Source organism: Streptomyces exfoliatus, from assembly GCF_000725545.1.
Classification (GTDB): Bacteria; Actinomycetota; Actinomycetes; order Streptomycetales; family Streptomycetaceae; genus Streptomyces; species Streptomyces exfoliatus.
Genome location: NZ_JNZP01000011.1, coordinates 112,077 through 137,238 on the forward strand (window position 1 = coordinate 112,077; position 25,162 = coordinate 137,238).

Genomic DNA, 25,162 nt, shown 5'->3' on the forward strand with positions numbered 1-25,162 from the left:
CGTCCGCACGCGACGGCCCCGCCTTCTCGTGCTCCCCCGTACGTCAGTTCGTCACGCGCCGGTCTCCAGGTACACCGGGACACCGGTCCTGCGGGCCCGGTCGACGGCCGCGAGGCGGCTGAACTCCGCCGGGTCCATCTCCCGCTCCCACTCCTCCAGGGTCCGCAGGCTGTACTCGCTGTGCTCCTCGGGGTCGAGGACGACGGCGGCGATCTGCTCGTCCGTGAGCTCGCCGCCGTCGAAGACGAAGCCGATGTGGTTGGCGGGCCACTCCTCGCCCCGGTCGGTGACGAAGTGCGTGCCGAGGAGCCGCGGTTCACCGGCGAAGGTCAGGCCGGTCTCCTCGCGGCACTCGCGTACCGCCGTCTCCCAGGGCGTCTCCCCGGGGTCCATGTTGCCGCCTGGCCACTGCCACAGCTCGGTGCGGTAGGTGGCACGCAGCTGGAAGGGGCGGCCTGCGGTGTCGGTGAAGTAGAGGCAGGCGTACGCCGTCGCTCTCGGCAGGGTCGCGACGTACTCGACGGGCGGCAGCCAGATGTTCGCCATGGGCGGTTCTCTCTCGACGGACCGATGGGTCGCCTTCATCCAAGCGGTCCGGGCGCCGCCGCCCGGCCGCTCGGGAGTCGATCACCGGATCGTGTGAGGGCGCGGGTCCCGGTCAGGCCGCGGAGACCAGGCCCGTCTCGTACGCGATGATCACCAGCTGCACCCGGTCACGGGCGGCCAGCTTGGCCAGGAGCCGGGTCACATAGGTCTTGGCCGTGGCGACGCTGATGTGGAGTTCGGCGGCGACCTCCGTGTTGGAGAGGCCGCGCCCGACGAGGGTGAGCACCTCGCGCTCGCGGTCGGTGATGCCCTCGGCCCGGCGCCGGGGTGCCGTGGCGGACGCGGTCCTCGGGCGGTCGGTGAACTCCTTGATGAGGCGCCGGGTGACGCTGGGGGCGATGAGGGCGTCACCGGAGGCCACGACGCGGACGGCGGCCAGGATGTCGTCCAGGGCCATGTCCTTCACGAGGAACCCGGACGCGCCGGCGTGCAGCGCCCCGTACACGTGGTCGTCGTCGTCGAAGGTGGTGAGCACGACCACCCGGGCGCCGCTGGGTCCTTCGGTGATGAGCCGCGTCGCCTCGATGCCGTCCGTACCGGGCATGCGCAGGTCCATGACGACGACGTCGGCGCCGGTCTCCTCGACGAGGCGGACGGCCTCGGCGCCGTTCGCCGCCTCGCCCGCGACGAGGAGGTCGGGGGTGTCGGCGATGACCATCCGGAGCGCGGTGCGCACCAGGGGCTGGTCGTCGGCGAGGACGACCCGGACGGGGCGCTCGGTGGTGGTCTCGCTCATCGGGTGGTGACTCCTGTGGGGAGGGGAAGGCGGGCGGTGACGCGGAAGCCGCCGCCCTGGCGGGGTCCGGCGGTGAAGTCGCCGTGGAGCAGGGTGACGCGCTCGCGCATCCCGGTGAGGCCGTGGCCCGACCCGCCCGCGGCGCGGTTCCGGTCCCGGCCGGGGACGGCGCCCCGGTCCTCGACGGTGACGACGAGGGCCTCGGGGTCCCGCTGGTCGACGGTGACCGTGCAGGCGTCGGCGCCCGAGTGCCGTACGACGTTGGTGACGGACTCCTGGACGACGCGGAAGGCGGAGAGGTCGATGTCCGGCGGCAGGGGGCGCGGCGCCCCCACCCGGTGGACGGCGACGCGGACTCCGGCGGACGCGGTGACCTCCGCGAGCCGGTCGAGCGCGCCGAGGCCGGGCATCTCGGGGAGAGCGGCCTCGTCGGCGGCCCGCGGTCCGGGGTCGCCTGGCCCGTCCGTGCGGAGTGCGCCGAGCATCCGGCGCAGCCCCGCCAGGGTCTCGCGGCTCGCCGTCTCGATCTCGGTGAGGGCCTGTCGGACCTGCTCCGGCTGGGTGTCCATGACGCGCCGGGCGGCGCCGGCCTGAAGGGCGACGATGCCGATGGTGTGGGCGACGGTGTCGTGCATCTCCCGGGCGATGCGGAGCCGTTCGGCGGTGACCGCCTGCTCGGCGACCTGGGCGCGACTCCGTTCCGCGTACGTCCGGCTCTGGTGCTCCGACCGGCCCAGGAGCCAGACGACTGCGGCGGTGAGGCCCACCGCGAGCGCGCCGGTGGTGCCCACGCTCCACCCCGCGAGCAGGCGTACCGCCAGATGGATGACGAGGACTCCGAGGGCGGCGAGCAGCGCCCGGCGGGCCTCGCGCGGTGGCCGGGCGGCGGCGATGACGTACAGGGCGACGTCGACGGCGAGGTACTGGGCGAAGGGGATGGCGGTGACGCCGAGCGGGGTGGAGCCGACGACCGCGGCGGAGAGGAGGAACCACAGGGCGGCGGTCGGACGGCGGGTCAGGAGCAGGCAGCCGCGCAGGGCGAGGGCGGTGGCGACGGCCAGCATGGTGAGGCCGTCCCAGCGGAGGAAGACGACGCCGACCATGACGTCCGCCTCCTCCTGGCCGGGCAGCCGGACGCGCAGGAGCGCCGTGAAGAGCAGGCCCGCGGTCCAGGCGAGCGCGGCCCAGCCGCCCGGATTGACCCTCTTGAGGAACGGCGCTGACGGGGTGGCGGACATGCCGTGATCGTAGGGCGCGGCACGAGGGCGGGTCATCGGACCAGGGTTGTACGACCTGGGGTGACAGCCCCCGGCGCCAATTGTCCGTCCTGGTCCGATGCCCGGCGCCTGGTCGGGGCGGCACGGTGGTGCACATGATCGAAGCAAGGGAACTCACCAGGCGATACGGCTCCAAGACGGCCGTCGACTCGCTCAGCTTCACGGTCCGGCCGGGCGTCGTGACCGGCTTCCTGGGGCCGAACGGGGCGGGCAAGAGCACGACGTTGCGGATGATCCTCGGGCTGCACACGCCGACGAGCGGATCCGTCACGGTCGACGGCCGGCGGTTCCGGGACCGGCCACGCGGCCTGCGGCATGTCGGCGCGCTGCTCGACGCGGGCGACGTACAGGGCGGGCGCACCGCCCGGGCGCATCTCGCCGTCCTGGCCCGCGGCAACCGCATCCCCCTCCCCCGGGTCGACGAGGTCCTGGCGGAGGTCGGCCTCACGGCGGCGGCCGGGCGGCGGATCGGCGGGTACTCGCTGGGCATGCGGCAGCGGCTCGGGATCGCGGGCGCGCTGCTCGGCGACCCGCCCGTGCTCCTGTTCGACGAGCCTCTCAACGGTCTCGATCCGGAGGGGGTGAAGTGGGTGCGGGGGCTGTTCCGGCGCCTGGCGGCCGAGGGCCGCACGGTGTTCGTCTCCAGTCATCTGATGAGCGAGATGGAGCACACCGCCGACGAACTCGTCGTCATCGGCCGCGGCGCGCTGATCGCGGCGGAGAGCCTCACGGACTTCGCGGCGCGCGGGGCCCGGCTGAGCGTGACCGTCGGCACGCCCGACCGGTCGCTTCTCACGGCGCTGCTGCTCTCGGAGGGCGCGGAGGTCCGGGAGGAGTCCGGTCTGCTGACGGTGACGGGCCTGCCGGCCGCCCGGATCGGTGCACTCGCCCTGGAGCACCGGCTGCCGCTCGACCAGCTGACCACGCGGACCGCCTCGTTGGAGGAGGCGTTCATGGAACTGACCGCCGACAGTGTCGAATACCCGGCAGGAGACGCCCGATGACCACCCTCACCGTGCGGGAGCCCCGCGCCCGCTTCCTCGACCTGATCGCGTCGGAGTGGCTGAAGCTGTGGTCGCTGCGCTCGACGGGCTGGTCGCTGCTGGTCGGCACCCTGGCCGTGGTCGCCTTCAACCTCGGCACCGCCTGGGACCACTATCGCTACTGGTTCCAGTACGACGCGGAGGGCCGGGCCGGGTTCGTGCGGAACGGGATGGCGCTGGGGGACGCGTTCACGGGGAACGCGTCGATGGTGCTGATCCTCTGCTCCGCCGCGATGGGGGCGGTGGCGGTGGTCGGCGAGTACGGCAGCGGTCTCGTCCGCACGACCTTCGCGGCGGTGCCGGCGCGGGGCTCGCTGATGGCGGCGAAGCTGCTGGTCGTGGCGGGCGTGCAGAGCGGGTTCGGGGCGGTCGTCGCGGGACTCTCCTTCTGGTCGACGCAGGCGGTGCTCGCCGAGCGGGGCGTGGGGCTGCCGCTCACGCACCCCGGGGCGCTGCGGATCGTCGTGGCGTCCGCGCTGCTCGCGCCGGTCTGCGCGCTGACCGGAGCGGCACTCGGCGCGCTGCTGCGGCACGGCGCGGTCTCGGTCGTCGGTTCGGTCGTACTGCTCCTGCTGCTGCCGTCGGTCCTCGGCGACCGCCGTCACCTCACCGCGGTCCTCGCCCACGCGACACCGCTGCACGCGTGGCAGCGCCTGGTGGCCGTGGGGCCGGTCGAGGGGCCGTACCCGTGGACGGCGGGCGGCGCCTGGCTGGTGTACGCGCTGTGGGCGTCGGGCGCGGGGGCCGTGACGGTACTGGCGGTGCGGCGCCGGGACCAGTGATCTCAGGAGGCACCGCCGACTCCGCTGCGGGCGAGGCGGCGGGCGAGGAGGTGCTCGTGGACGAGGCGCCCGACGAGGGCGCTGCCGTACACGACGAAGCCGACGCCGACGAGCCAGGACTGCAGGACGAGGACGGTGCCGAACTGGCCGTAGGTCACCGCGTTCGAGGCGATGAGCGGGGAGAACACGAACTGGGAGAAGATCCGCAGCCCCAGCAGGCCGAGCGCGGTGAGGGCGGCCCCGGGTGCGAGAGCGCGCCAGCGGATGCGGCCGCAGAGCAGGAAGCGCTGGGACCACCAGAAGAAGAAGAAGGTGCCGACGAGGTCGACGAGGGCGACGAAGGCGGTCATCACGACCGGGGCGTCGGCGGGTGCGGGGTTGGCGACGAAGAGGAGGAGGGCGGTGACGAGGACCGCGAGCCAGACGACGTGCCGCCACATGGTGTGCCAGCGGGCGGTGGGGAGGTCCCAGACCCGCTCGTACCCGGTCTGTACGGCGGATCCGAAGGTGACGCCGAACGCGGCGAGGGCGGCGAGGCCGAAGGCGGTGGTGCGTTGCAGCGCCTGTCCCGGCTGGCCGAAGAGCCGCTCGACCTCCTCCTGCGAGACCTCGGAGACGCCGAGGCCCTGGACGAGCCAGCGCGCGAAGCCTTGGCCGCTCGCGAGGTCGGCCGCGGCGACGACGATGAGGAGCGGGACGAGGGTGAGCAGGCTGAGCGCCGCGAAGCCCATGGCGCGGTGCATCAGTTCCATGGCCCGGCCGCGGTTCCAGGCGAGCCCGACGGGCGAGGCGGCGGCGCGGGCGTGGAACCGCTGGATCCAGTGGCCGTGTTCGGTCGGGGCACCGTCGTGCGGAGGACCGGGTGTGGAGGGCATGTCTCGTGACGTACCCGGCGGGACGGCGGGACACCTCAGGGGTGCGGCCGAACGGGTGCCGGACGGTCGGGGCGGTCGGAGCGGACGGTCAGAGCGGTCGGGCCCCCGGGCCGGGGCGGGCGGTGACGTCGCGGGCCGTGAGGGTGGCCCGTTCGTCGCCCTCGCACTGGACGACGACCCGGACGGGGGCTCCGCAGTCGGTGTGCCGGACGTCGAGGACCGGGCCCTCGGGCACTCCGGCGTGGGTGTCGCCCCACTGCTTGAGGGCGAGGAGTACGGGCCACAGCTCTACGCCCTTGGGGGTGAGCCGGTACTCGTACCGGGTCCTGGCACCGGGTTCGCGGTACGGCTCGGCGCGCAGGACCCCGGCCGCGACCAGTTTGCGGAGGCGGTCGGCGAGCACCGCCTCGGAGAGCCCGAGGTGCCTGCGGAACTCGTCGTAGCGGCGGACGCCGTTGAAGGCGTCCCGCACGATCAGCAGGGTCCACTTCTCGCCCACGAGGTCGAGGGTGCGGCGGACCGAGCAGTTCTCCGTGTCCGTCTCCAGCCACTTCATCGTCACACTCTAGCCACCTGACTGCGTCGTTGACAGTCAGCTGACGCGGAAGCTAGCTTCACCACACAGAGCCAGCTGGGAGTCAGCCGGCCACAGCGGGCGGAGAGTGGTCATGGGGCGGTCACGCACGGTCGAGTGGGAGGACGCCGGGGCCACCGCGCGCGCCGCCGCGACGATGGCGGGTCTCGACTTCCTGCGGGAGATGGTGGCCGGACGTCTGCCCGGTCCGCCGATCGCCGCGCTCCTCGGGTTCGGCCTGGAGGAGGTCGAGGACGGGCGGGCGGTGTTCGTCTTCGAACCGGGCGAGGAGCACTACAACCCGATCGGCAGCGTGCACGGCGGGGTGTTCGCGACCCTGCTCGACTCGGCGGCCGGCTGCGCGGTCCACTCGACGCTCCCGCTGGGCACGGCGTACACCTCGCTCGACCTGTCGACCCGCTTCCTCCGGCCGCTCACCGCAGGCACGGGCAAGGTACGGGCGATCGGCACCGTGCTGTCGCGGGGGCGCAGGACCGCGCTCGCGGAGGCGGGTCTGTACGACGCCGAGGACCGGCTGCTCGCCCACGCGACCAGCACCTGCATGCTGTTCCCCGTCCCGGCGGAGCGTTCCGGGGGCACGCGCGCGTAGGAACCAGGAACGGGGAGTCCGGGAGTACGCGCGCGTGGACTCGGCATGTGCGCGCGGAGGCCGGTGCGGGTCCGGCGCCAGGCTCGTGTCCGCGCCCGGCTCGTGTCCGGACCCGGCTCAGCGGATCCCGGAGACCGGGCGGGTGCGGGTGCAGCCGTCGGGGGCCACGTCGGGCACCCCGTTGGCCTGGAGGGCGGCGCTCACCAGGGTGGCCAGCAGGTCGATGTCCGACCCGATGTCGAGTCGGACCGTCACCCAGCCCGAACCGGCCCGGAGCCGGACCGCGGTCGACCCCAGGAGGGCCGGGCGCAGTTTCGCGATCATGGCGCGGGTGAGATGGACGTCGGCCTCGTGCTCGCCGTGGAAGTGGACGATCTCCTGCGTCGCGGTGCCCAGTCCGAGCTCGGCGCCGCAATGGGCGCGGCCGGGGGTCAGCGAGGGCCAGCTCATCAGACGTTCACTGGCATGCCTGGCCGTGTTCATACGAGGAGCGTGCCGGGCCCCGGGGCCGCGCACAAGCGTCCTGCGGGAAGAATCCCGCTCAGGCGTGAAACACGGCCCTGCCAGGGGTGATGTGACCGCACGTCACGGCGGTCCGTGGGGCGGACGTGACTCGGTGTCACTGCGGTGCGCGGGCGCGGATGCGGGCCGCGAGGACGGCCACGTCGTCCTCGGCCCCGTGCGCGTCGAGGCGTCGGAGGACCTCGTCGACGACCTGGCCGGGACCGGAGTCCGGGGGGAGCCGGAGGGCCGCGAGACGGCCGAGGGACACGTCGATGTCCTCGCCGCGCCGCTCGACGAGGCCGTCGGTGAAGATCAGCAGGGTGTCGCCCGGGTGGAGCGGGCGGGTGGTCGGTTCGTAGCCACCGACGCCGGTGCCGAGCGGCGGACCCACCGGGAGGTCGACGAGCTCCGCCGAGCCGTCCGCGCCGAACACGACGGGCGGCAGGTGCCCGGCGCTGGCGAAGGTCGCGGCGGCGCGGGCGGGGTCGACCCGGACGAGCAGGCAGGTGGCGGGGCGGCGGGCGTCGTCCTCGGCGACCACGGAGTCGAGGTGGCGCAGCACCCGGTGCGGTGGCAGGTCGGTGGCGGCGACCTCGCGGAGGGCGGTGCGGTAGGCGTTCATGTCGACGGCCGCATCCAGGCCGTGCCCCATGACGTCGCCGACGACGAGGAGGCTGCGGCCGAAGTGGAGCCGTACCGTCTCGAACCAGTCGCCGCCCACGAGGGCGCGGGGCCCTGCCGGGAGGTAGCCGCCGGCGATCTCCAGGTTGGGGTGCGGGCGGCCCGGCTCGGCGACGAGGGCGCGCTGGAGGTGGAGCGCGGTGTCCTCGGTGGCCGCGAGGCGCCGGGCGTGGGCCAGGTGCCGGGCGGCGAGCCGTGCGGCGTGCCGGAGCAGGGCCGCCTCGTCGCCGGAGAAGGGCTCGCCGTCGGTGCGGCTGACGGTGACCGACCCGAGGGGTGTCTCGTCGTGGACGGCGAGAGACACGGAGAGCCGGTGGGCGGCGGCCGCGGAAGCGGGCAGGGGGTGACCGTGAGCGGCGGGTCCGCCGCCCGTCGGGACCGGCTCGGGACCGGAGGTCGTCGGTTCCGCGTGCGCGGCGCGGCGGAGCGGGGCGCCGGGCTCGGTCGCCACGTCGACGGCCGCGGCGGCGCGCAGGTGGCGGGCGGCGAAGGCCGCGAGTTCACGGCAGGTGTTCGTCTCGTCGAGCGTGGTGCCTATCTCGCCGATCGCCTGCTCCAGGGCGCGCACCCTGGTCAGGAGGGCCTCGGCCCGTTCCACGTCCTGTTCCGCCACGACACCTCCACCGCCGCGCGGTCCCCGGGTGGCGTACCCGGTTCCCCCATTGCACCAGCGGGTGGCGACCCGCGCGCGGTACGGAGCTCGCGCGGGCGGTTGTGCGGCGGCGCCGGGTCTGATCAAGTACAGCAGAGGCTACTGGCCAGTACGAGATCTCGCTCCCCGGGGGGACCGCCATGACGACCGGATTCTTCAGCTCCGTCGACGATGTCGCCGAACGGCTCGCCGCGACCGGCTATCTGGCGTCGCCCGCCGTCGCCACCACCGTCTTCCTCGCCGACCGCCTCGGCAAGCCGCTGCTGGTGGAGGGCCCTGCCGGCGTCGGCAAGACGGAGCTCGCCAAGGCCGTGACCGAGGTGACGGGCGCGAGCCTGGTGCGGCTGCAGTGCTACGAGGGCGTCGACGAGTCCCGGGCGCTGTACGAGTGGAACCACGCCAAGCAGCTGCTGCGGATCACGGCGGGGCGGGGCGAGTCCTGGGACGAGACCCGGACGGACATCTTCGGCGAGGAGTTCCTGCTCCCCCGGCCCCTGCTCACCGCGATCCGGTCCGAGCAGCCGACGGTGCTCCTCATCGACGAGACGGACAAGGCCGACGTCGAGGTGGAGGGCCTGCTCCTGGAGGTCCTCGGCGACTTCCAGATCACGGTCCCCGAACTCGGCACGATCACGGCGACGCGGCGCCCGTTCACCGTCCTCACCTCGAACGCGAGCCGTGAGCTCTCCGAAGCGCTGCGCCGCCGCTGTCTCTTCCTGCACATCGGCTTCCCCGAGGAGGAGCTGGAGCGCCGGATCGTCAACCTGAAGGTCCCCGGGCTCGACGCCGCGCTCGCCGCGTCCGTGGTGCGGGTCGTGGGCGCGCTGCGAGCGATGGACCTGCGGAAGGTGCCGTCCGTCTCGGAGACGATCGACTGGGCCAGGACCCTGCTCGCGCTCGGCGCCGAGCGCCTGGACGAGCGGGTCGTACGGGAGACCCTGGGCGTCCTCCTGAAGCACCAGGAGGACATCGTGAAGGCCGCCGCCAAGCTCGACCTGGACGCGGTGTGAGCCCGGCGCAGCCGACCGGGGCGGGGGCGGTCGCACGGCTCACTGGTCTGGTGGGGGCGCTGCGCGACCACGGGTTCGGGATCGGGACGGGCGAGAGCGTCGACGCGGGGCACGCGCTCGAAGCGGTCGGATTCACGGACCGCGAGCGGGTACGGGAGGCGCTGGCGGCGACCCTGCTGCACGGGGAGGCACAGCGGCCGGTCTTCGACCGGGTCTTCGACCTGTACTTCCCGCTCGGGCACTCCGGACCCGCGGAGACGTACGGACACACCCCGGCTGATCTCGCCGCGCTGCGCGAGCGGCTCACCCAGGCCCTGACCGCCGGTGACGACGCCGCCCTCGACCTGCTGGCCGCCGAGGCGGTGGGCGGTTTCGGCGGCTACGGCTCCGGCCCCGGGTCGGACGGCTGGTCCTCGTACCAGGCGCTCTCCCGGCTGCGCCCCGAGACGCTGCTCGCCCGGGTGCGCGAGCTCCACCGGGCGGCGTCCGCGCCGGAGGACCCGGAGTTCACCGACCGGCTCCTCGACGACGAGATCCGGCGGCGGATCGAGGCCTTCCGCGAGCGGGTGCGGACCGAGGCCCGGCGGCGCGTCGCGGAGCGACAGGGCCGCGACCGGGTCGCACGCCGTGCGGTCGCGGGGACGGCGGACACCGTGGACTTCCTGCTCGCCGGGCGCGCGCAACTGGACGAGCTGAGGCGGACGGTACGGCCGCTGGCGCGGAAGCTGGCCACCCGGCTCGCGGCACGGCGGCGTCGGGCGGCACGCGGGGAGATCGATCTCCGGCGGACGCTGCGGCGATCGTTGTCGACCGGGGGCGTTCCGGTGCGTCCGGTCTTTCGGCGGCGTCCTCCGCGGCGGCCCGAGCTGGTCCTGCTGTGTGACGTGTCCGGGTCGGTGGCCGGGTTCGCGCAGTTCACGATGTTGCTGGTGCAGGCCTTGCACGACCAGTTCAGCCGGGTGCGGGTGTTCGCCTTCGTCAATCGGGTGGACGAGGTGACCGGCCTGATCGCCCGGGGCTCGGCGGACGCGGCGGGTCTCGGCGACCGCATCCTCGCGGAGGCGGAGCTGACCGGATGGCACGGGCAGAGCGACTACGGGACGGCGCTGGGCGAGTTCGCCGAGCGGTACGCGGAGGCCGTCGGCCCGCGCACGGTCGTCTTCGTCCTCGGGGACGCCCGCACCAACGGCTCGGACCCGAACCTCGCGGCCCTTGAACGGATCGCGGCGCGGGCGCGGCGGGTCCACTGGCTCAACCCCGAACAGCCCTCGCTGTGGGGCACGGGCGACTCGGTGGCCCCGGCGTACGCCGGTCTCGTCGACATGCGCCCCTGCCGGAACGCCCGCCAGCTGGGGGCGCTGGTCGGCCGTCTGCTGCCGGTCTGACGGCGGGCGGGTCCATACGCCGCCGTGACGCGATCGTTCCATGGCCACCGGATCCGATCGTCCGGAGACCGACTTCCCGCGCGCGATCGGCGCGCCCGCGACGCGCGCCCTGGCCTCGGCCGGGTACACCCGGCTCGACCAGCGTGCCCCGGCCTGCCGCCCCGAGGCCAGGCGTGCTGACCTGGGGCTCGGGCATGCCTCCTCGCGTCTCGGTTGTACGGCGGGCGGGCGCTCGAACTAGCGTGGCCCCCATGGAACTCTTGGGAGACATCTCGTCCGACCGTCCGCTGCTCGTCCTCGCCGTCAAGGAGGAGGCGCAGTTCCTGGACACGGACCTGCCCGTGCTGCTGACGGGCATGGGCAAGGTGAACGCGGCGACCGCGCTCGCGTCCGTCCTCGGCCGGGGCCCGCGGCCGGCCGGGATCGTGAACCTGGGGACGGCCGGGGCGCTGCGGCCCGGCTGGACCGGGACGCACGTGGTCGGAACCGTGCTGCAGCACGACCTCGACGGCGAGCTCCTCGCGACGCTGACCGGCGAGACGTACGGGGCTCCCCTCGCCCTGCCGGACGGCGGCGAGGTGGTCCTGGCCACCGGGGACGCGTTCATCTCGGACGAGGCCGCCCGCGCCCGGCTCGCGGAGCGGGCACCGCTCGTCGACATGGAGGGCTACGCGCTCGCGGCGGCCGCGGAGCTCGCCGGGGTGCCCCTGCGCATCGTGAAGCACGTCAGCGACGAGGCCGGCGACGGTGCCGCGCGCACCTGGCGTGAATCGGTCGCCGAGTGCGCGCGGGCGCTCGCCGACTGGGCCGAGGCGAACACCCCGTACCGCTCCTGAGGGGCTTCGGTTCCGGTCAGCGATGCTGGAAGTGGACCTCGGGGTTCGCCGGTGACGGGCCGTCGAGGACGGGGCGCGGGAGCCTTCGCAGGTGCTGGTCGAAGAAGGCGGCGACGTACGTCCGGGTGATGGCGACGGCCCTCTCGGTGGGCAGCTCGGGCTGCGGCAGGCCGAAGTGACGTGTGATCACGGGGGCGTCGGAGAAGGTGAAGTGCTCGGCTCCGGACACCGTGATCCAGCGCTTCCACCCGTCGAGGCCCGGCCACGTGCGGTCCCAGGTGGCGTCGGTCCCGCCGGGCAGATGCGTGGCGTCGTGGGTCCCGAGCATCATGAACGGGCGACCCCGCAGGCCTTCCGTCGGGAGGTCCTCCCAGAAGGCCCCGTCCATGTTGACTCCGGCGTCGACGCGCGGATCGGCCGCCATCGCGGTGGCCGCGCTCGCCCCGCCGATGGAGTGACCCGCCATGCCGATCCGGTCCGCGTCGATCATGTCGGCGTACCGCCGGACGGGACGGGGACCGGTGAGCCGGTCCAGGACGTGGCGGACGTCGGCGGCACGGGTCGTGGTGACCACGCCGGGGTGCACACCGCCCTCGTCGAGGGCGGTACAGGCGACACAGGTGAGGGTCCGGCCGCCGGGAACGCTGATCCCGTACGACTCGTAGGCGTGGTCGACGGAGGCGACGACGTAGCCGCGGGACGCGAGGTCCTCGGCGAGGTGGGTGAGCGTCCAGCGGGAGACCCCGAATCCCGGCGAGAGCAGCACCAGGGGGTGACGGCCCGGCGCCGGGCGGGCGTCGGGCCTGCTGTGCGTGCGCGTCCGGGCCAGCACGTCACCGGAGACGCCGGGCCCGAGCTGCTCGGCGAGCAGCCGCGCCTCCTCGGCCGTGGCGTACGGCGCGGGGCGTCCGCCGCCGCGCCGCGCGGCCGGGTAGTGGAGGGTGACCATCAGTTCGCGGCCGTCCGCACTCGGGACCCAGGGGTCGGCGCGGGAGCGGTCGACGAGCGGCAGGACGGTCCGGCCGAGGGCGTACGGCCCGGTGGGCGCGGGCAGCACCACGCGGGTGACGGCCGGGACGGCGGCCGGGGCAGGGTCCGCGGCGGCGGGGCCCGCCGTGGCGAGGGTGGCGGGTAACGCGAGGGAGCAGGCGAGGAGGGCGGCCGCTGCCGCCCCGCTGAGTCGGTTCATGGGGGCACGCTAGGCAGCGCGGCAGGGAGAGCGCGTCCTGCTGGGGGCTCATGTCGCGTCAGACCAGCGACGGATGCGGCGCGGTGTGCCCGCACGCGAGGGCCTGCGACGGGCGGGTGCGCGCCCGAACGAACCGCGCACCCGCCCGCCGTACCGCTTCCGGCGGTCAGCCGAGCGGCAGTTCCAGGAAGGAGGGGTCGCCCTCCGGGGAGCCGATGCCGGTCTGCGTCCAGGTGACCGAGGCGTCTCCGTACAGCGGGTCCTTGCTGTCGACGACGAGCATCAGCCGGTGGCCGGAGGCGATGTCGTACGCCGCCGCCTGGAGCCTCCAGGTGACGGTGGTGTCCTGATCGGGGATCAGGCCGTACACGTTGAGAGGCTCGTGGCTGATGATCCGGGCCGTGTCGTCCTCGGCGACGTCCAGCAGATGGGCGTACAGGCTCGCGGAGGTGGCGGTGGAGCGGACCGTGAGGCGCAGCCGGGGGATGCCGCGGACCCGGCGGCCGGCGGCCTCCTCGCCTTCGGGCGAGACCAGCGGTTCGGTCGTCCACGCGACCGCGTGCCGCCGGTCGATCTTGCGGGTGTCGTAGATCTTGGGGTTGCCCGCCCACTCCGCCTGGCCGGTCTTCATGATCGCGTCCATGGCGGTGGCCTCGGTGTCGACGCCCGCGAGGAACGCGCGCCGCCAGCCGGTCTCCTCCGCCCCCGGCGCTCCGCCGGCCGCCGGGAGGAGGCGGCCGTCGGCGCCGCCCGCGCCGTCGCCGGTGAGGCCGAACACCTCGACGCCGCGGGTGACCTCGCTCCAGCCGGGGCTGGTCTCCCGGAAAGCGGGCGTGACGATCCGGTTCTCACCGGTCGGATCGCCGGTCACGGGGTCCAGGACCGGTTCCGTCACGTACGTGAACATCACCTGGTTGCAGACCTGCGGCCAGTCCTCCACCCCGTTGCTCTCGCCCTTGAGGTGGTGGTCGAGCCAGGCGTACGCCTCCGCCATCGGGATGTTGACCTCGCCGGGTGTGGCGGGCGGGCCGATGAGCGCGGGGCCCTCGGGCGCGGCGTGGTCGCCGATCCAGAGGTTGAGCCGCTTGGGCACGTCCAGGCCGTTGAACGTCTCCAGGGTCTGGTTGACCGCGAAGAGGCTCTCGTGCCAGGTGTTGGAGAAGAAGGTGGGTGTGCCCTTGGCGTTGGTCAGGTCGAGGTACGACTCGGGGGCGCGCAGCCGGCCCCACGCGACGACGCCGTCCAGGTTCCGGTCGGCCTGGAAGTCGGCGAGGATCCGCTGGTTGTCCTCGTCGAACTTGGTCTCGACCGTCCCGCCGGTGAGGGCGAGGAGGGCCTTCACGGCCGCGAGGTGGCGGGTGTTGTTGTCGTAGAGGCTGGTCGCGAGGTTGCCCCAGGTGCTGAGGGCGACGACGGCGGCGACCCGTTCGTCGTGGGCGGCGACGAGCTGGCTGATGCCGGAGCCGTAGGACTCCCCCATGAAGCCGATGACGGTCGTGTCGAAGTGGTCCTCGGCGAAGTCGATGACGGCGGAGCCGTCGGCCCAGTCGTGGGGCCCGGCGACATCGACGAAGCCACTGGAGGTGGACGGCAGGCCGGGGATGCCGAGACCCCGGGGAGTGTAGGCGAGGACGTCGTAGCCCTTGTGGGCGAGGACGAGGTAGGACCAGAGGAACAGGGGCCAGCCGAAGGGCGTCCAGCCGGCCGGGACGACGACGAGCGGGTGCGGGCCCGGGGCGAGCTGCCGGAGGCTGAAGGCGGAGAGCCGGACGTCCGGCGCGGCCCCTTCGATGCGGTGGTACGCGGGCAGGGCCAGGCCCCGTACCTCCTGGACGAACGCGGCGAGTTCGGCGGGGAGCAGCGCCTCGGCGATGTCGGTGTCGTCGGACGTGGCGAGGAGGGCGTTGGCGAGCGTCTGGCCGAGCCTGACGGCGCCGGGGTCCACCGTTCCGTCGGCGGCCCAGAGGCCGCGTCCGGTGATCCGGGAGGTCTCGGCGGCGGTCAGGCCCGCCGTGACGTCATGGAAGCCGGGGAAGTGTTCCGACGAGCCGGTGGTGTAGGGGTTCTCCTGGGGCACGTGCACCCGTTCCTCTCGACTGGACTGGTGGCTGTCCGCGTCGCGGACGGTCGCAAGCCTCACGTATGCGGGGGTGAGCGAACAGAGCGCACGAACGGCGCACGTGTCGCTCAACCGGTCGGGAACGACACAAGCCGCCCTGAAGTCGATGTTTGGGGACGACCGGGACGGGTCAGTGGGCCTCGGGCGGAAAGACCACGAGCAGGGCGGCGACGTCGTCGTCGAGGCCGCCGGCGCCGTAGTCGGCGAGGTCCTTGTGCAGGAGCGTCGGCAGTTCCTCGGCCGGCCGCTGCGCCCACCCCCGCAGTCGCGGTTCGAGCGGGTAGAAGGTGCCGGCCCTGTCGCGTGTCTCGCTGACGCCGTCGGTGTAGAGGAGGAGCCGGTCCCCCGGACCGAAGGGGACCTGCTCGATGCGGTGCCTCGAGTCGGCGAGGCCCGCGAGGTTGACGGGAAGCGAGGGGTCGGCGAAGTGGACGGGGCCGACCTCGCCGTCGTGCTGGAGGAGCGGGGCGGGATGGCCGCAGCTGAGGAACCGTGCGACGTCCTCGCCGTCGGGGAGCTCCACGAGGACGACGGTGGCGAAGCGTTCGGCGGCGTCGGAGTCGGGGTCCCAGGCGCCGTAGCGGGCGAGCCCCTCTTCGAGCCGGTCGGCGAGGGCGGCCAGACCGGGGGCGTCGTTGACGGCGGCGCGGAAGGAGCCGAGGAGGACGGAGGCCGTCTCGACGGCGCCGAGGCCCTTGCCCTGCACGTCGCCGAGCATGATCCGCACCGCGCCGGGGACCCGTACCGCCTCGTAGAAGTCGCCGCCGATCCTGGCCTTGGCGGCCGCCGCCACGTACAGCAGGTGCAGGTCGAAGCGGCCGAGTCGGGCGGGGAGCGGGCGCAGCACGACGCGCTGCACGACTTCGGCGACGGCGGTGAGTTCCCGCAGGTCCTGTTCGTAACGGGTGCGGACCCGGCTGACCCAGGCCGCCGCCGCGGTGACGGTCGCGATCACGATCTCGCTCTCGAGGAACGCGGACGCGTGCGGCTCGCTGCGATTGAGGGTGAGCAGGACGCGCGCGGCCATGGCGAGCAGCCCGATGCCGATCGTCCCGCGCACGCTCCAGGTGACGGCGGCGAGCGCGGGTGCGGCGACGAGGAGCCGGTCGAAGCGCTCCTGGTCGGGGGTGAGCAGATCGGCGAGGAGCGTCAGGGCCAGGACCAGGAGGGGCAGCGCGCGACCGATGTTGAACTGCGTGCGTGTCGCTGTGCCGGGACGGCCCCGGTGACCGTCGGGCATCTCATGATCGTACGCAGGCCCGGCGTCCGGACGGTGGTGACGTCGCCCCCCGGCGTGTCCTCCTTCGGTCCGCGTCGGCGCCCGGCAGGGCGAGGGCGGCCGGGAGGGCGAGGGCCGAGATCATGGCGAGCGCGGGGAGGGCGGCGCCCTCGGCCGGGACGAATCCGCCGCGCGGGACGAGGGCGAGCAGGAGGGTCGCGACGGCGACGCCGAGCGCGGGCCCGATGTTCATCGCGGTCTGCTGGAGGCCGCCGGCGACTCCGGCGTGGACCTCGGGGGCGCGGTGGACGACGACCGAGGTCGCCGTGACCATCAGGACGACGAAGCCGGCGCCGAGCAGGGCGGCCGCGGCTCCGACGGGGACCGTGCCGGCCGTCGCGTCGAGCCGGGCGAGCAGCAGCACCCCGAGGGTGAGCAGGGCGGCGCCCGCGGTCGCCGTGCGCCGGGGGCCGAACCGCCGCTGGAGCGGCGGGCAGAGGGGCGCGCCGAGCACCATCAGGACCGCGAGCGGCAGAACGCGCAGCGCGCAGTCCAGTGGGTCGAGCCCCTGGACGTCCTGGAGGAAGTACGTCGCCACGAAGAGCGTGCCGAAGAGCGCCGCCGAGGCGGCGAGGAGGACGGCGAGGCCCGCGACGACGGGCACGCTCCGGAGCAGCTCCGGCGGCAGCAGCGGTCGCACGGCCCGGCGCTCGTGTCGGGCGAGGGCGGCCCCGGCGACGGTGGCCCCGGCGACGGCGAGCACGCCGGCCGTCGCGCCTCCGGGCCGGGCCGCTCCGACGAGCCCGTGGACGAGCAGGCCGAGCGCGACGGCGAGGAGCAGGGCACCGACGGGGTCGAGCGCGGCGAGGCCGGAGCCGGAGGGCCGGGGCGTGGCCGGCGGGTGCGCGGCTCGTCGCACGGTGCGCTCCCCGGCCGGTCGCGCGGTTCGTTCCGCGGTTCGTTCCACGGTTCGTTCCGCGGTTCGTTCCGCGGTGACGAGGGCGAGGAGGCCGATGGCGAGGGTCGGGGGTACGCCCAGGAGGAAGACCGCGCGCCAGCCGTACGCGGAGACCAGCGCGCCGCCGACGAGTGGTCCGGCCGCCGCCGCGAGGCCGATGGCGGCGGTGCGTACGGCGATCGGGGTCCCGAGCCGGTCCGGCGGGAATGCCGTACGGAGCATGCCGAGGGTGGCGGGCTGGAGGAGCGCGCCGCACACCCCCTGGAGCACGCGCAGCGCGATGACCGCGCCGATGCCGGGGGCCAGGGCGATGCCGGTGGAGGCGGCGGCGAAGCCGAGGGCGCCGATCGCGAAGACCCGGCGGTGGCCGTAGCGGTCGCCGAGCCGGCCGGCGAAGACCAGAAGGCTCGCGACGGCCACGAGATAGCCGGTGCTGGTCCACTGGACCTGGTCGATTCCGGCGTGAAGATCGCGCTGGAGGGCGGGCTGCGCGACGGTGAGGACGGTGCCGTCCAGGGCGACGACGGCGGCGCCGACGACGCTGCACGCGAGGACGGGAGCGCGGCGCGCGGTCACCGGGCCGGTTCCACGGGGCCGAGGTGGGCGTCGAGGGCGGCGGCGAGCAGCGGGGCGGGATCGTCGCCGCCGGTGGCGAGCCGGAGGCTGCCCCAGTGCCACAGCTGGGCGATGCCGTGGAGGTTGGCCCAGAGCGCGCCCGCGACGAGAACGGGGTCGGCGCCAGGGCGGACGAGGGCGACGAGACCGGTGAGGCGGGCGAAGAGGGGCAGGCTCGTCTCGCGCAGCCCCAGGCGGCCGCTCTCCAGCAGGTCGTGGCGGAACATCAGCTCGTACATGCCGCGCCGGGACCCGGCGTGGTCGAGGTAGACGCGGGCGAGGATCGCGATCCGTTCGCGCGGCGCGGCGGTCTCCGGGTCCTCGGCGGCGACGCGGGCGGCCAGTTCGGCGAAGCCCTGGCGGGCGATGGCCGACAGGAGGTCGAGGTGGGTCGGGAAGTGACGGCGGGGTGCTCCGTGGGAGACACCGGCGCGGCGGGCGATCTCGCGCAGGGAGAGCGCCTGGGCTCCTTCGGTGTCCACGAGTTCGACGCCGGCGCGGACGAGACGACCGCGCAGCCCGCTGTCCCTGCCGTCGACGCCGCCATCGGGGTCATGGTGTTCCGCTCGGGGTTCTTCGGTTTCGTCTGGCATGGACCCTGTCTACCAAGAGGAAGTAGACAGTGTCTACCTGTGCTCGCGCCCTGGTCAGGTACACTGAGGGACAGCGAAGGGGAGTAGCCCCGCAAACCGGTCGTCGACATACTGGAGCCCTCGGGTTCCCGGTGACCGGGTCCGCGTGTGACGCGGACGGGCGAGACCTTCGGCCAGGCATCAGCCGCGTCCGCGCCTCCGTGGGCGTGGTCCGTCATGCCGGGCCGAGTGGTCCTCCCGTCGCCCACCGAGGCGCCGTGCCGAGTCCACGGGCCCGGACCGAGCAGAGAGCCCCGGTATGCACCTCGACCCCTTGGCGATCCTCACCGCCTTCGGGCTGATCTTCCTCGCCGAGCTTCCCGACAAGACGATGTTCGCGTCCCTCGCCATGGGCACGCGCATGCGTCCTCTCTACGTCTGGATCGGCACCTCGACCGCCTTCCTCGCCCATGTCGCCATCGCCGTGGGAGCCGGCAGCCTGCTCGGGCTGCTCCCCGGCTGGTCCGTGAAGCTGGTCTCGGCCCTCCTGTTCGGCTTCGGCGCCTTCATGCTGCTGCGCGGCGGGGGCGACGACGACGAGGCCGACGCGGGCGGCAGGACGGTCACCGGCTTCTGGCCCGTCTTCTCGACCGCCTTCATGGCCGTCTTCATCAGCGAGTGGGGTGATCTCACCCAGATCACCACCGCCAACCTGGCCGCCACGAACGGCACCTGGTCGACGGCGATCGGCTCCCTCGCCGCCCTGATGAGCGTCTCCGCGCTCGCCCTGGTCGCGGGCCGCTTCATCGCCAAGCGCGTACCGCTCAAGACCGTGCAGCGCATCGGCGGTGTCTGCATGGCGGGCCTCGCCGTCTGGTCACTGACCGAGGTCTTCACCGGCTGACACCGGTCGCTCGTCCCGAACGGCGGACGCCCCCACCTCTCGGGTGGGGGCGTCCGCCGTTCGGGCACCGTCACCCCTCTTGATGAAGAAGTGAATCACTGCTTCACTCCTTCCATGCCCTACCGACGCACCCCTGCCGTCCAGGCCCGGCTCGACGCCCAGCGCGCCTCCGTCGTCGACGCGGCACGCGAACTCCTCGCCGAACAGGGCTACGCGGGCTGCACGGTGGCGGCCGTCGCTGCCCGTGCCGGCATCGCCACCGGCAGCGTGTACCGCCACTTCCCCAGCAAGGCCGAGCTCTCCGTGGAACTGTTCAGGACCGTGGTGAGCCGAGAGGTCGCGGCCGTCTCCGAGGCGGCCGGGCACCCCGGGCACCGTTCGGCCGCCGAGCGGGTCGTCGCCGTCATCGAGACCTTCGCGCAACGGGCCCTGAAGTCGCCGCGCCTCGCCTACGCGCTGCTCGCGGAACCGGTCGACCCGGCCGTGGACGCCGAGCGGCTCGTCTTCAGGCGCGCGTTCCGCGACGTGTTCGCCACACGCGTCGAGGAAGGCGTGCGCTCCGGCGAGCTACCGCCCCAGGACCCGGTCCTGACGGCCTCGGCGCTCGTCGGCGCGGGCGCCGAGGCGCTCGTCGGCCCGCTGGCGGAGGGGTCCGTCGGGCCCGGCACCGTACCCGCACTCGTCACCTTCACCCTGCGAGCACTGGGAGTCCCCGATGCCGACCACGCATGAGGTCACCAACCAGGTACCGCCCCTGACCGGTTACGACGTCTCCGCCGACCCCGCCCTCCTGGAGGCGCTGCGCCGCGAGGGCGCCGGCTGGGCCGAGAGCGAGGTCCGCGCCCTGGGCGTACGGGCCGGCGGCGCGGAGGCGCAGGAGTGGGGGCGGCTCGCCGAGCGCCACTCCCCCGTCCTGCACACCCACGACCGGTACGGGCACCGGATCGACGAGGTCGAGTTCCACCCCCACTGGCACGCGCTGATGGACGTGGCCGTCCGCCATGGGCTCCACGGCGCGCCGTGGCGCGACGAGCGGCCGGGCGCACACGTGGCGCGCGCGGCGAAGGTGTTCGTCTGGGGACAGGCCGACGCGGGGCACCTGTGCCCGGTCTCCATGACGTACGCGGCGGTGCCGGCGCTGCGCGCCCAGCCGGAGCTGGCCGAGGTGTACGAGCCGCTGCTGGCCTCCTCCTCGTACGACTTCGGTCTGCGGGTGCCGACGGAGAAGCGCGGGATCATCGCCGGGATGTCGATGACCGAGAAGCAGGGCGGCTCCGACGTCCGGGCCAACACCACCAGGGCGGTCCCGGCGGGCGAGCCCGGTCTGTACGCGCTGACCGGCCACAAGTGGTTCACCTCGGCGCCGATGTCGGACGTGTTCCTGACCCTCGCCCAGGCGCCGGGGGGCCTTTCCTGCTTCCTGGTGCCCCGGGTGCTCCCGGACGGCAGCCGCAACGCGATCCGCCTCCAGCGGCTCAAGGACAAGCTGGGCAACCGGTCCAACGCCTCCTCCGAGATCGAGTACGAGGGTGCCCTCGGCCGGCTGGTCGGCGAGGAGGGGCGCGGGGTCGCCACCATCATCCGGATGGTCAACATGACGCGGCTCGACTGCGCGATCAGCTCGGCGTCCGGAATGCGGCTCGGGCTCGTCCAGGCGGTGCACCACGCCACCCACCGCGAGGCGTTCGGGGCGCGGCTCGTCGACCAGCCGCTGATGCGCAACGTGCTCGCCGACCTGGCCGTGGAGGCGGAGGCCGCCACCGTCGCGGCGCTGCGGCTCGCCGGTGCGGTGGACCGCGCGACGCGCGGCGACGCGGAGGAGGAGCAGCTGCGGCGGCTCGGACTCGCGGTCACCAAGTACTGGGTGTGCAAGCGGGCGCCCGCGCACGCGGCCGAGGCCCTGGAGTGCCTGGGCGGCAACGGCTACGTCGAGGACTCGGGCATGCCGAGGCTCTACCGGGAGTCCCCGCTGCCCTCGATCTGGGAGGGCTCGGGGAACGTCGCCGCCCTGGACGTGCTGCGGGCCATGGCACGTCAGCCGCAGGCGGTGGAGGCGTACTTCGCGGAGGTCGACCGGGGCGCGGGCGCCGACCGGCGCCTGGACGCGGCGGTCGCGGGCCTCCGCAAGGACCTCGCGGGGCTCGGGGACCCGGACTCGGTGGCGTACGGGGCGCGGCGGCTCGTCGAGCGGCTCGCCCTCGTGCTGCAGGGTTCGCTGCTCGTACGGCACGGGCACCCCGCCGTCGCGGACGCGTTCTGCGCCTCGCGTCTCGACGGCGACCGGGGCCTCGCCTTCGGCACACTGCCGGCGGGGGTGGACACGGTGGCGATCATCGAACGGAGCGGGCCCGGGCTTGTGGGCTAGGCGATGTCCCTCGGCCGGCTTCAGGGGCACCTCGCCGAGTGACGGATTCCGGCTCCGGATGCGAGCCTGAGGGAGCACGTGTTCCGTGAGCACGGCTCCGGCCGGGACGAAGGGGAATCCGTTGGGCGGCGAGGCGATGCACGACGAACTGGACCGGCGGGCTGCCGGGGTGGCGGATCAGGTGGTGGCCTGGCGCCGGCATCTGCACCGCCACCCGGAGCTGTCCAACCGTGAGGTCAACACCGCGCGCTTGGTGGCGGACCGGCTGCGGGCCCTGGGTCTCGACGAGGTCCGTACGGGCATCGCCGGGCACGGCGTCGTGGGGGTCCTGCGCGGGGCGCGGGCGGGCGAGCGGGTCGTGGCGCTGCGGGCGGACATGGACGCACTGCCGGTGAAGGACCTGTGCGGGACGGAGTTCGCGGCCGAGACGGTCGACTCGGACTATCCGGGCGGCCCGTTCCCCGTCTCTCACGCCTGCGGCCACGACTGCCACACGGCGGCGCTGCTCGGAGCGGCGACGGTGCTCGCGGGCGTCCGCGACCGGCTGCCGGGCACGGTGCTCTTCGTCTTCCAGCCGGCCGAGGAGGGCCCTCCGGTGACCGAGGAGGGCGGGGCCCGGGCGATGGTCGAGGCGGGCGCCTTCGCCGACCCCGTGCCGACGATGGCCTTCGGGCTGCACGTGACACCCCATCCCAAGGGCTACGTGGGATACAGGGTCGGCAACCAGTACGGTGCCTCCGCCCTCGTCCGTATCGTCGTCACCGGCAAGCAGACCCACGGCTCCACTCCGTGGGAGGGAGTCGACCCGATGCCCGCGGTGGGCGCGGTCCTGACGGGCATCGGCCAGCTGTACCGGCAGGTCTCGGCCTTCGATCCGATCACGGTGTCGATCGGGCACGTCGAGGACGTCGGCCGCTTCAACATCGTGGGGCAGACGGTGACGCTGTGGGGCACCGTCCGCTGTGCCGTGGAGTCCGACATGGCGCGGGTCAAGGACCACCTGACGACGCTCGCGGAGCACTCGGCGGCGGCGTACGGGGCGACCGCCACGGTGGAGTACCTGCAGTCGGTCCCTCCCGTGCACAACAGCGGGCCGTGGGTCGAGGCGGGGCTCCCCACCTTCCGCCGGGTGGTGGGCGAGGAGCGGGTGGTGGAGACGGGCGGGACGCTCGGGTACGACGACGTCTCCGAGTTCGTGAGCAGGTTCGGCGGCCTGTACGTGATGCTCGGCGTCCAGGACGCGACCCTGGACGCGTCCGGACGGCCGGTGCCCGTGCCGGGCGGCCGCGGCCTGGTGACCAACCACAATCCGCACTTCTACGCGGACGACGACACCCTCGTCACGGGTGTCCGGCTGCACGCGCACGTGGCGTACGACCATCTGGCGGGGACCCTGGTGCCCCGGGCCGCCGGCTGACCGGCCTCCGAGTTGCGCGCCGGACGCCACACGGGAGGCTGGTGGTATCCGCCCGCGCACCCGCAGGGAGAGACATGCAGCTCGATCTCACCGCCCTCGCCGACGAGCACCTGGCCGCGGCCCGTACGGCGCCGCACGGGCGCAGCGCCCATCTCGTGGTGCACGACGGGGTGCTCCGGCAGACCGTCATCGCCATGACCTCCGGCACGTCCCTCGACGAGCACAACGCACCCCCCGCCGCGAGCCTCCAGGTGCTGCGGGGCCGGGTGAACCTGACGGCGGCCGGATGGGCGGAGGAGCTCTCGTCGGGCACGCTGCGGATGATCCCCAAGGAGCGGCACGGGCTCAGCGCCCTGGAGGACGCGGTGGTGCTCCTGACGGCGGTGAACGACTGACGCGCGGGTCCTCGCGGCTCGCCGCCGGTGGCCCGAGCGCGCCTGCCAGGTGACGGGCCGCCATACCGGGCGGGCCTGTTTGTGGCGTCCTCGCCCATGGAGCACGGTCCCGTACCACCCGTAGCGTCCCGGCCGACCCTCCGTCAGGAACGAGCCGCCCGGGAGCCCCCATGCGTGCACCCAGTCCATCCCGTCCATCCCGCCTGCCCCGTCCCGCCCGCCTCCGCGGGCCGCGCCGGTTCGCGACGGTGCTGCTGTGCGCCGCCGCGGCCCTGCTCCCGACCGCGGTCCCGGCCGCGGCCGCCGCTCCCCCGCCCGTGCCGGGCACGCTCCAGGCGTACGACGTCGACTCCGTGTTCAGTGCGGGCGTGTCGTCCGGCGGCTACATGGCCACCCAGCTGCACGTGGCGTACTCGGGCACGTTCGACGGATCCGCCGTGTTCGCCTCCGGGCCGTACGACTGCGCCCGCGGGCAGCTCGCCACGGCGCTCAACGCCTGTATGGACACGACACAGAACCTCCAGCTCGCCGCCCTGGAACAGACGACCCGCGACCGGTCGGCGCAGGGGCAGGTCGACCCGGTGGCGAACCTGGCCGGTGACCCGGTGTACGTCTTCAGCGGCGCGGGCGACGCGACGGTGAAGCGGCCCGTGGTGGACGCGCTCGCCGACTACTACGGCCGTTTCGGAGCCCGCGTCCGGTACGACCGGTCGACGGCGGCGGGGCACGCGTGGATCACCCCGCTCGGCCCCAACTCGTGCACGGTGACGCAGAGTCCGTATCTGAACAACTGCGGGATCGACGCGGAGGGAGCGCTTCTCGGCCACCTCTTCGGATCGGTCGCGGCGCCCGGGTCCGGCACGGGCGGCTCGCTGATCCGCTTCGACCAGAACCTGTACGCGCCGGATGGTTCGGCGGCGGCGCTCTCGATGGGCGGGGAGGGCTTCGCGTACGTGCCGTCGTCCTGCGCCGAGGGGGCGCGCTGCCGGCTGCTCGTGGCACTGCACGGCTGCAAGCAGGGGTACGCGTACCAGGGGTTCGGGACCCGGTTCGTCGAGAACGCGTACCTCAACGAGTACGCCGACACGAACGACATGATCGTGCTCTATCCGCAGGCGGCACCGACCGCGACCCTGGAGAACCCGAACGGCTGCTGGAACTGGTGGGGCTACCTCGGTGACACGGCGTACGCGCGGCACGGCGGGAAGCAGATCGAAGCGGTCATGGGTATGGTGCGGGCCTTGGGAGGCGGCGGCACCGGGACGCCGCCTCCCACGTCCGGTCGTACGGTCCTGTCCAGTACGGACGCCCAGGACGGGTACGTGAAGGCGGCGGCGGACGGCTCGGGGGCGGCCGTCGGCACCCTGGAGGACCTGTCCGGGCTCGCGCTCGGCAGGGGCACGGACGGCAAGGTGAACCGGTCCCTCGTCTCCTTCGACACCTCGGGGATCCCGGTCGGCAAGGTGATCACCCGGGCCTGGCTGACGGTGACCCGGTCGAGCGGCTCGGGCGATCCCTGGGCGTCCCCCGCGGGCAACCGGCTCCTGGTGGACGTGCGCACGGGCTGCTTCGGGGGATGCGCGGTGGAGCCCGCGGACTGGTCGGCGGCGGCCTCGGTGGCGGGCGCGGCACGGATCGACGCGTTCTCGTCGGGGAGCGCGGTGTCGACCGATCTCTCGGCGGAGGCGCTCGCGGCGCTGAACCGGGGCGGGGTCACGCAGTTCAGGCTCGGTTTCGCGTCGGCGCCCGCCGCGACGGCGTACCTGTTCGTGAACCGGGACACGCCGGTGACCCTGACGGTCGAGTACCGGTAGGGGCGGGGTCGGGGCGGGGCCCGC

25 protein-coding genes are annotated in these 25,162 nt (G+C 74.0%); 13 read left to right on the plus strand and 12 right to left on the minus strand.

Annotated features, from left to right (window positions below; genetic code table 11):
- Positions 1-51: 51 nt before the first annotated feature.
- The 3 genes from IO20_RS0113700 to IO20_RS0113710 form a co-directional block, all read right to left on the minus strand.
- Positions 52-546 (minus strand): NUDIX domain-containing protein, encoded by a 495-nt coding sequence (locus tag IO20_RS0113700; RefSeq protein ID WP_030552327.1) that lies wholly within the window; start codon positions 544-546, stop codon positions 52-54.
- A 112-nt stretch (positions 547-658) separates the two neighbouring features.
- Positions 659-1,342, minus strand: a complete 684-nt coding sequence (locus IO20_RS0113705; RefSeq protein WP_030552325.1) for a response regulator — start codon at positions 1,340-1,342, stop codon at positions 659-661.
- Entirely contained in the window at positions 1,339-2,580 is a 1,242-nt protein-coding gene (locus tag IO20_RS0113710; protein WP_037635406.1) for a sensor histidine kinase, read from the minus strand. Before IO20_RS0113710 ends, IO20_RS0113705 begins: the two co-directional genes overlap by 4 nt.
- Before the next feature lie 134 nt (positions 2,581-2,714).
- On the opposite strand from IO20_RS0113710, the gene IO20_RS0113715 reads away from it, so the two are divergent.
- Together IO20_RS0113715 and IO20_RS0113720 are read left to right on the plus strand one after the other, a co-directional pair.
- Complete coding sequence (locus tag IO20_RS0113715; protein ID WP_030552321.1) at positions 2,715-3,623, plus strand: ATP-binding cassette domain-containing protein; 909 nt, start codon at positions 2,715-2,717, stop codon at positions 3,621-3,623.
- Complete coding sequence (locus IO20_RS0113720; RefSeq protein ID WP_030552319.1) at positions 3,620-4,444, plus strand: ABC transporter permease; 825 nt, start codon at positions 3,620-3,622, stop codon at positions 4,442-4,444. The genes IO20_RS0113715 and IO20_RS0113720 overlap by 4 nt, the downstream gene beginning before the upstream one ends.
- Positions 4,445-4,446: 2 nt before the next feature.
- Here the strand turns inward: IO20_RS0113720 and IO20_RS0113725 are convergent, their stop codons facing one another.
- Entirely contained in the window at positions 4,447-5,319 is an 873-nt protein-coding gene (locus IO20_RS0113725; protein WP_030552317.1) for a YhjD/YihY/BrkB family envelope integrity protein, read from the minus strand.
- 88 nt (positions 5,320-5,407) lie between these two features.
- The gene (locus IO20_RS0113730) at positions 5,408-5,875 is read right to left on the minus strand and encodes a winged helix-turn-helix transcriptional regulator (protein ID WP_030552315.1); all 468 of its coding nucleotides are present in this window, start codon (positions 5,873-5,875) and stop codon (positions 5,408-5,410) included.
- A gap of 112 nt (positions 5,876-5,987) precedes the next feature.
- On the opposite strand from IO20_RS0113730, the gene IO20_RS0113735 reads away from it, so the two are divergent.
- A complete protein-coding gene (locus IO20_RS0113735) occupies positions 5,988-6,503 on the plus strand; it encodes a PaaI family thioesterase (protein ID WP_030552312.1) in 516 nt (171 codons plus the stop codon).
- A gap of 117 nt (positions 6,504-6,620) precedes the next feature.
- Here the strand turns inward: IO20_RS0113735 and IO20_RS0113740 are convergent, their stop codons facing one another.
- Positions 6,621-6,986 carry a luciferase domain-containing protein gene (locus IO20_RS0113740; RefSeq protein WP_030212422.1) on the minus strand — a complete coding sequence of 122 codons (366 nt, stop codon included), beginning with the start codon at positions 6,984-6,986 and terminating at the stop codon, positions 6,621-6,623.
- A gap of 136 nt (positions 6,987-7,122) precedes the next feature.
- Entirely contained in the window at positions 7,123-8,301 is a 1,179-nt protein-coding gene (locus IO20_RS0113745; RefSeq protein WP_245684940.1) for a PP2C family protein-serine/threonine phosphatase, read from the minus strand.
- Positions 8,302-8,480: 179 nt separating this feature from the next.
- Between IO20_RS0113745 and IO20_RS0113750 the strand changes: the two genes are divergently transcribed.
- The 4 genes from IO20_RS0113750 to IO20_RS0113760 are packed head-to-tail and all read left to right on the plus strand — an operon-like array spanning position 8,481 to position 11,571.
- On the plus strand, positions 8,481-9,350 hold the full coding sequence (locus IO20_RS0113750) for an AAA family ATPase (protein WP_030552308.1): 870 nt from the start codon (positions 8,481-8,483) through the stop codon (positions 9,348-9,350).
- Positions 9,347-10,735: a VWA domain-containing protein gene (locus IO20_RS0113755; RefSeq protein ID WP_030552307.1), complete on the plus strand. Its 1,389-nt coding sequence runs from the start codon at positions 9,347-9,349 to the stop codon at positions 10,733-10,735. The genes IO20_RS0113750 and IO20_RS0113755 overlap by 4 nt, the downstream gene beginning before the upstream one ends.
- 40 nt (positions 10,736-10,775) lie before the next feature.
- Positions 10,776-10,976: a hypothetical protein gene (locus IO20_RS38520; protein WP_078946072.1), complete on the plus strand. Its 201-nt coding sequence runs from the start codon at positions 10,776-10,778 to the stop codon at positions 10,974-10,976.
- A gap of 10 nt (positions 10,977-10,986) precedes the next feature.
- Positions 10,987-11,571, plus strand: coding sequence for a nucleosidase (locus IO20_RS0113760; RefSeq protein WP_245684941.1), 585 nt, complete (start codon positions 10,987-10,989; stop codon positions 11,569-11,571).
- 16 nt (positions 11,572-11,587) lie between these two features.
- Here IO20_RS0113760 and IO20_RS0113765 read toward each other — a convergent pair whose 3' ends face one another.
- The 5 genes from IO20_RS0113765 to IO20_RS0113785 all read right to left on the minus strand — a co-directional run bounded on the left by IO20_RS0113765 (position 11,588) and on the right by IO20_RS0113785 (position 18,264).
- Positions 11,588-12,760: an alpha/beta hydrolase family protein gene (locus IO20_RS0113765; RefSeq protein WP_030552303.1), complete on the minus strand. Its 1,173-nt coding sequence runs from the start codon at positions 12,758-12,760 to the stop codon at positions 11,588-11,590.
- 166 nt (positions 12,761-12,926) lie between these two features.
- On the minus strand, positions 12,927-14,900 hold the full coding sequence (locus tag IO20_RS0113770) for a CocE/NonD family hydrolase (RefSeq protein ID WP_245684942.1): 1,974 nt from the start codon (positions 14,898-14,900) through the stop codon (positions 12,927-12,929).
- A gap of 109 nt (positions 14,901-15,009) precedes the next feature.
- A complete protein-coding gene (locus tag IO20_RS0113775; RefSeq protein WP_030552299.1) occupies positions 15,010-16,119 on the minus strand; it encodes a PP2C family protein-serine/threonine phosphatase in 1,110 nt (369 codons plus the stop codon).
- A gap of 1 nt (position 16,120) precedes the next feature.
- On the minus strand, positions 16,121-17,632 hold the full coding sequence (locus IO20_RS0113780) for an MFS transporter (RefSeq protein ID WP_030552297.1): 1,512 nt from the start codon (positions 17,630-17,632) through the stop codon (positions 16,121-16,123).
- Positions 17,629-18,264: a TetR/AcrR family transcriptional regulator gene (locus tag IO20_RS0113785; RefSeq protein WP_030552295.1), complete on the minus strand. Its 636-nt coding sequence runs from the start codon at positions 18,262-18,264 to the stop codon at positions 17,629-17,631. Before IO20_RS0113785 ends, IO20_RS0113780 begins: the two co-directional genes overlap by 4 nt.
- A gap of 298 nt (positions 18,265-18,562) precedes the next feature.
- On the opposite strand from IO20_RS0113785, the gene IO20_RS0113790 reads away from it, so the two are divergent.
- The 6 genes from IO20_RS0113790 to IO20_RS0113815 all read left to right on the plus strand — a co-directional run bounded on the left by IO20_RS0113790 (position 18,563) and on the right by IO20_RS0113815 (position 25,138).
- Positions 18,563-19,147 (plus strand): TMEM165/GDT1 family protein, encoded by a 585-nt coding sequence (locus IO20_RS0113790; RefSeq protein WP_030552293.1) that lies wholly within the window; start codon positions 18,563-18,565, stop codon positions 19,145-19,147.
- 114 nt (positions 19,148-19,261) lie between these two features.
- Positions 19,262-19,879: a TetR/AcrR family transcriptional regulator gene (locus IO20_RS0113795; protein ID WP_030552291.1), complete on the plus strand. Its 618-nt coding sequence runs from the start codon at positions 19,262-19,264 to the stop codon at positions 19,877-19,879.
- The gene (locus IO20_RS0113800) at positions 19,863-21,512 is read left to right on the plus strand and encodes an acyl-CoA dehydrogenase family protein (RefSeq protein ID WP_030552289.1); all 1,650 of its coding nucleotides are present in this window, start codon (positions 19,863-19,865) and stop codon (positions 21,510-21,512) included. The genes IO20_RS0113795 and IO20_RS0113800 overlap by 17 nt, the downstream gene beginning before the upstream one ends.
- A gap of 85 nt (positions 21,513-21,597) precedes the next feature.
- Positions 21,598-22,929 (plus strand): M20 metallopeptidase family protein, encoded by a 1,332-nt coding sequence (locus tag IO20_RS0113805; RefSeq protein ID WP_245684943.1) that lies wholly within the window; start codon positions 21,598-21,600, stop codon positions 22,927-22,929.
- A gap of 74 nt (positions 22,930-23,003) precedes the next feature.
- Complete coding sequence (locus IO20_RS0113810) at positions 23,004-23,324, plus strand: cupin domain-containing protein (RefSeq protein WP_030552287.1); 321 nt, start codon at positions 23,004-23,006, stop codon at positions 23,322-23,324.
- 170 nt (positions 23,325-23,494) lie between these two features.
- A complete protein-coding gene (locus IO20_RS0113815; protein ID WP_030552286.1) occupies positions 23,495-25,138 on the plus strand; it encodes an extracellular catalytic domain type 2 short-chain-length polyhydroxyalkanoate depolymerase in 1,644 nt (547 codons plus the stop codon).
- Positions 25,139-25,162: the final 24 nt, after the last annotated feature.

Coding starts and splice junctions, on each gene's coding strand:
- IO20_RS0113750 (WP_030552308.1), top strand. CDS start 8,481: ATGACGACCGGATTCTTCAGCTCCGTCGACGATGTCGCCGAACGGCTC.
- IO20_RS0113795 (WP_030552291.1), top strand. CDS start 19,262: ATGCCCTACCGACGCACCCCTGCCGTCCAGGCCCGGCTCGACGCCCAG.
- IO20_RS0113790 (WP_030552293.1), top strand. CDS start 18,563: ATGCACCTCGACCCCTTGGCGATCCTCACCGCCTTCGGGCTGATCTTC.
- IO20_RS0113760 (WP_245684941.1), top strand. CDS start 10,987: ATGGAACTCTTGGGAGACATCTCGTCCGACCGTCCGCTGCTCGTCCTC.
- IO20_RS0113775 (WP_030552299.1), bottom strand. CDS start 16,119: ATGCCCGACGGTCACCGGGGCCGTCCCGGCACAGCGACACGCACGCAG.
- IO20_RS0113810 (WP_030552287.1), top strand. CDS start 23,004: ATGCAGCTCGATCTCACCGCCCTCGCCGACGAGCACCTGGCCGCGGCC.
- IO20_RS0113710 (WP_037635406.1), bottom strand. CDS start 2,580: ATGTCCGCCACCCCGTCAGCGCCGTTCCTCAAGAGGGTCAATCCGGGC.
- IO20_RS0113785 (WP_030552295.1), bottom strand. CDS start 18,264: ATGCCAGACGAAACCGAAGAACCCCGAGCGGAACACCATGACCCCGAT.
- IO20_RS0113815 (WP_030552286.1), top strand. CDS start 23,495: ATGCGTGCACCCAGTCCATCCCGTCCATCCCGCCTGCCCCGTCCCGCC.
- IO20_RS0113700 (WP_030552327.1), bottom strand. CDS start 546: ATGGCGAACATCTGGCTGCCGCCCGTCGAGTACGTCGCGACCCTGCCG.
- IO20_RS0113705 (WP_030552325.1), bottom strand. CDS start 1,342: ATGAGCGAGACCACCACCGAGCGCCCCGTCCGGGTCGTCCTCGCCGAC.
- IO20_RS0113715 (WP_030552321.1), top strand. CDS start 2,715: ATGATCGAAGCAAGGGAACTCACCAGGCGATACGGCTCCAAGACGGCC.
- IO20_RS0113735 (WP_030552312.1), top strand. CDS start 5,988: ATGGGGCGGTCACGCACGGTCGAGTGGGAGGACGCCGGGGCCACCGCG.
- IO20_RS0113765 (WP_030552303.1), bottom strand. CDS start 12,760: ATGAACCGACTCAGCGGGGCGGCAGCGGCCGCCCTCCTCGCCTGCTCC.
- IO20_RS0113730 (WP_030552315.1), bottom strand. CDS start 5,875: ATGAAGTGGCTGGAGACGGACACGGAGAACTGCTCGGTCCGCCGCACC.
- IO20_RS38520 (WP_078946072.1), top strand. CDS start 10,776: ATGGCCACCGGATCCGATCGTCCGGAGACCGACTTCCCGCGCGCGATC.
- IO20_RS0113740 (WP_030212422.1), bottom strand. CDS start 6,986: ATGAACACGGCCAGGCATGCCAGTGAACGTCTGATGAGCTGGCCCTCG.
- IO20_RS0113720 (WP_030552319.1), top strand. CDS start 3,620: ATGACCACCCTCACCGTGCGGGAGCCCCGCGCCCGCTTCCTCGACCTG.
- IO20_RS0113800 (WP_030552289.1), top strand. CDS start 19,863: ATGCCGACCACGCATGAGGTCACCAACCAGGTACCGCCCCTGACCGGT.
- IO20_RS0113725 (WP_030552317.1), bottom strand. CDS start 5,319: ATGCCCTCCACACCCGGTCCTCCGCACGACGGTGCCCCGACCGAACAC.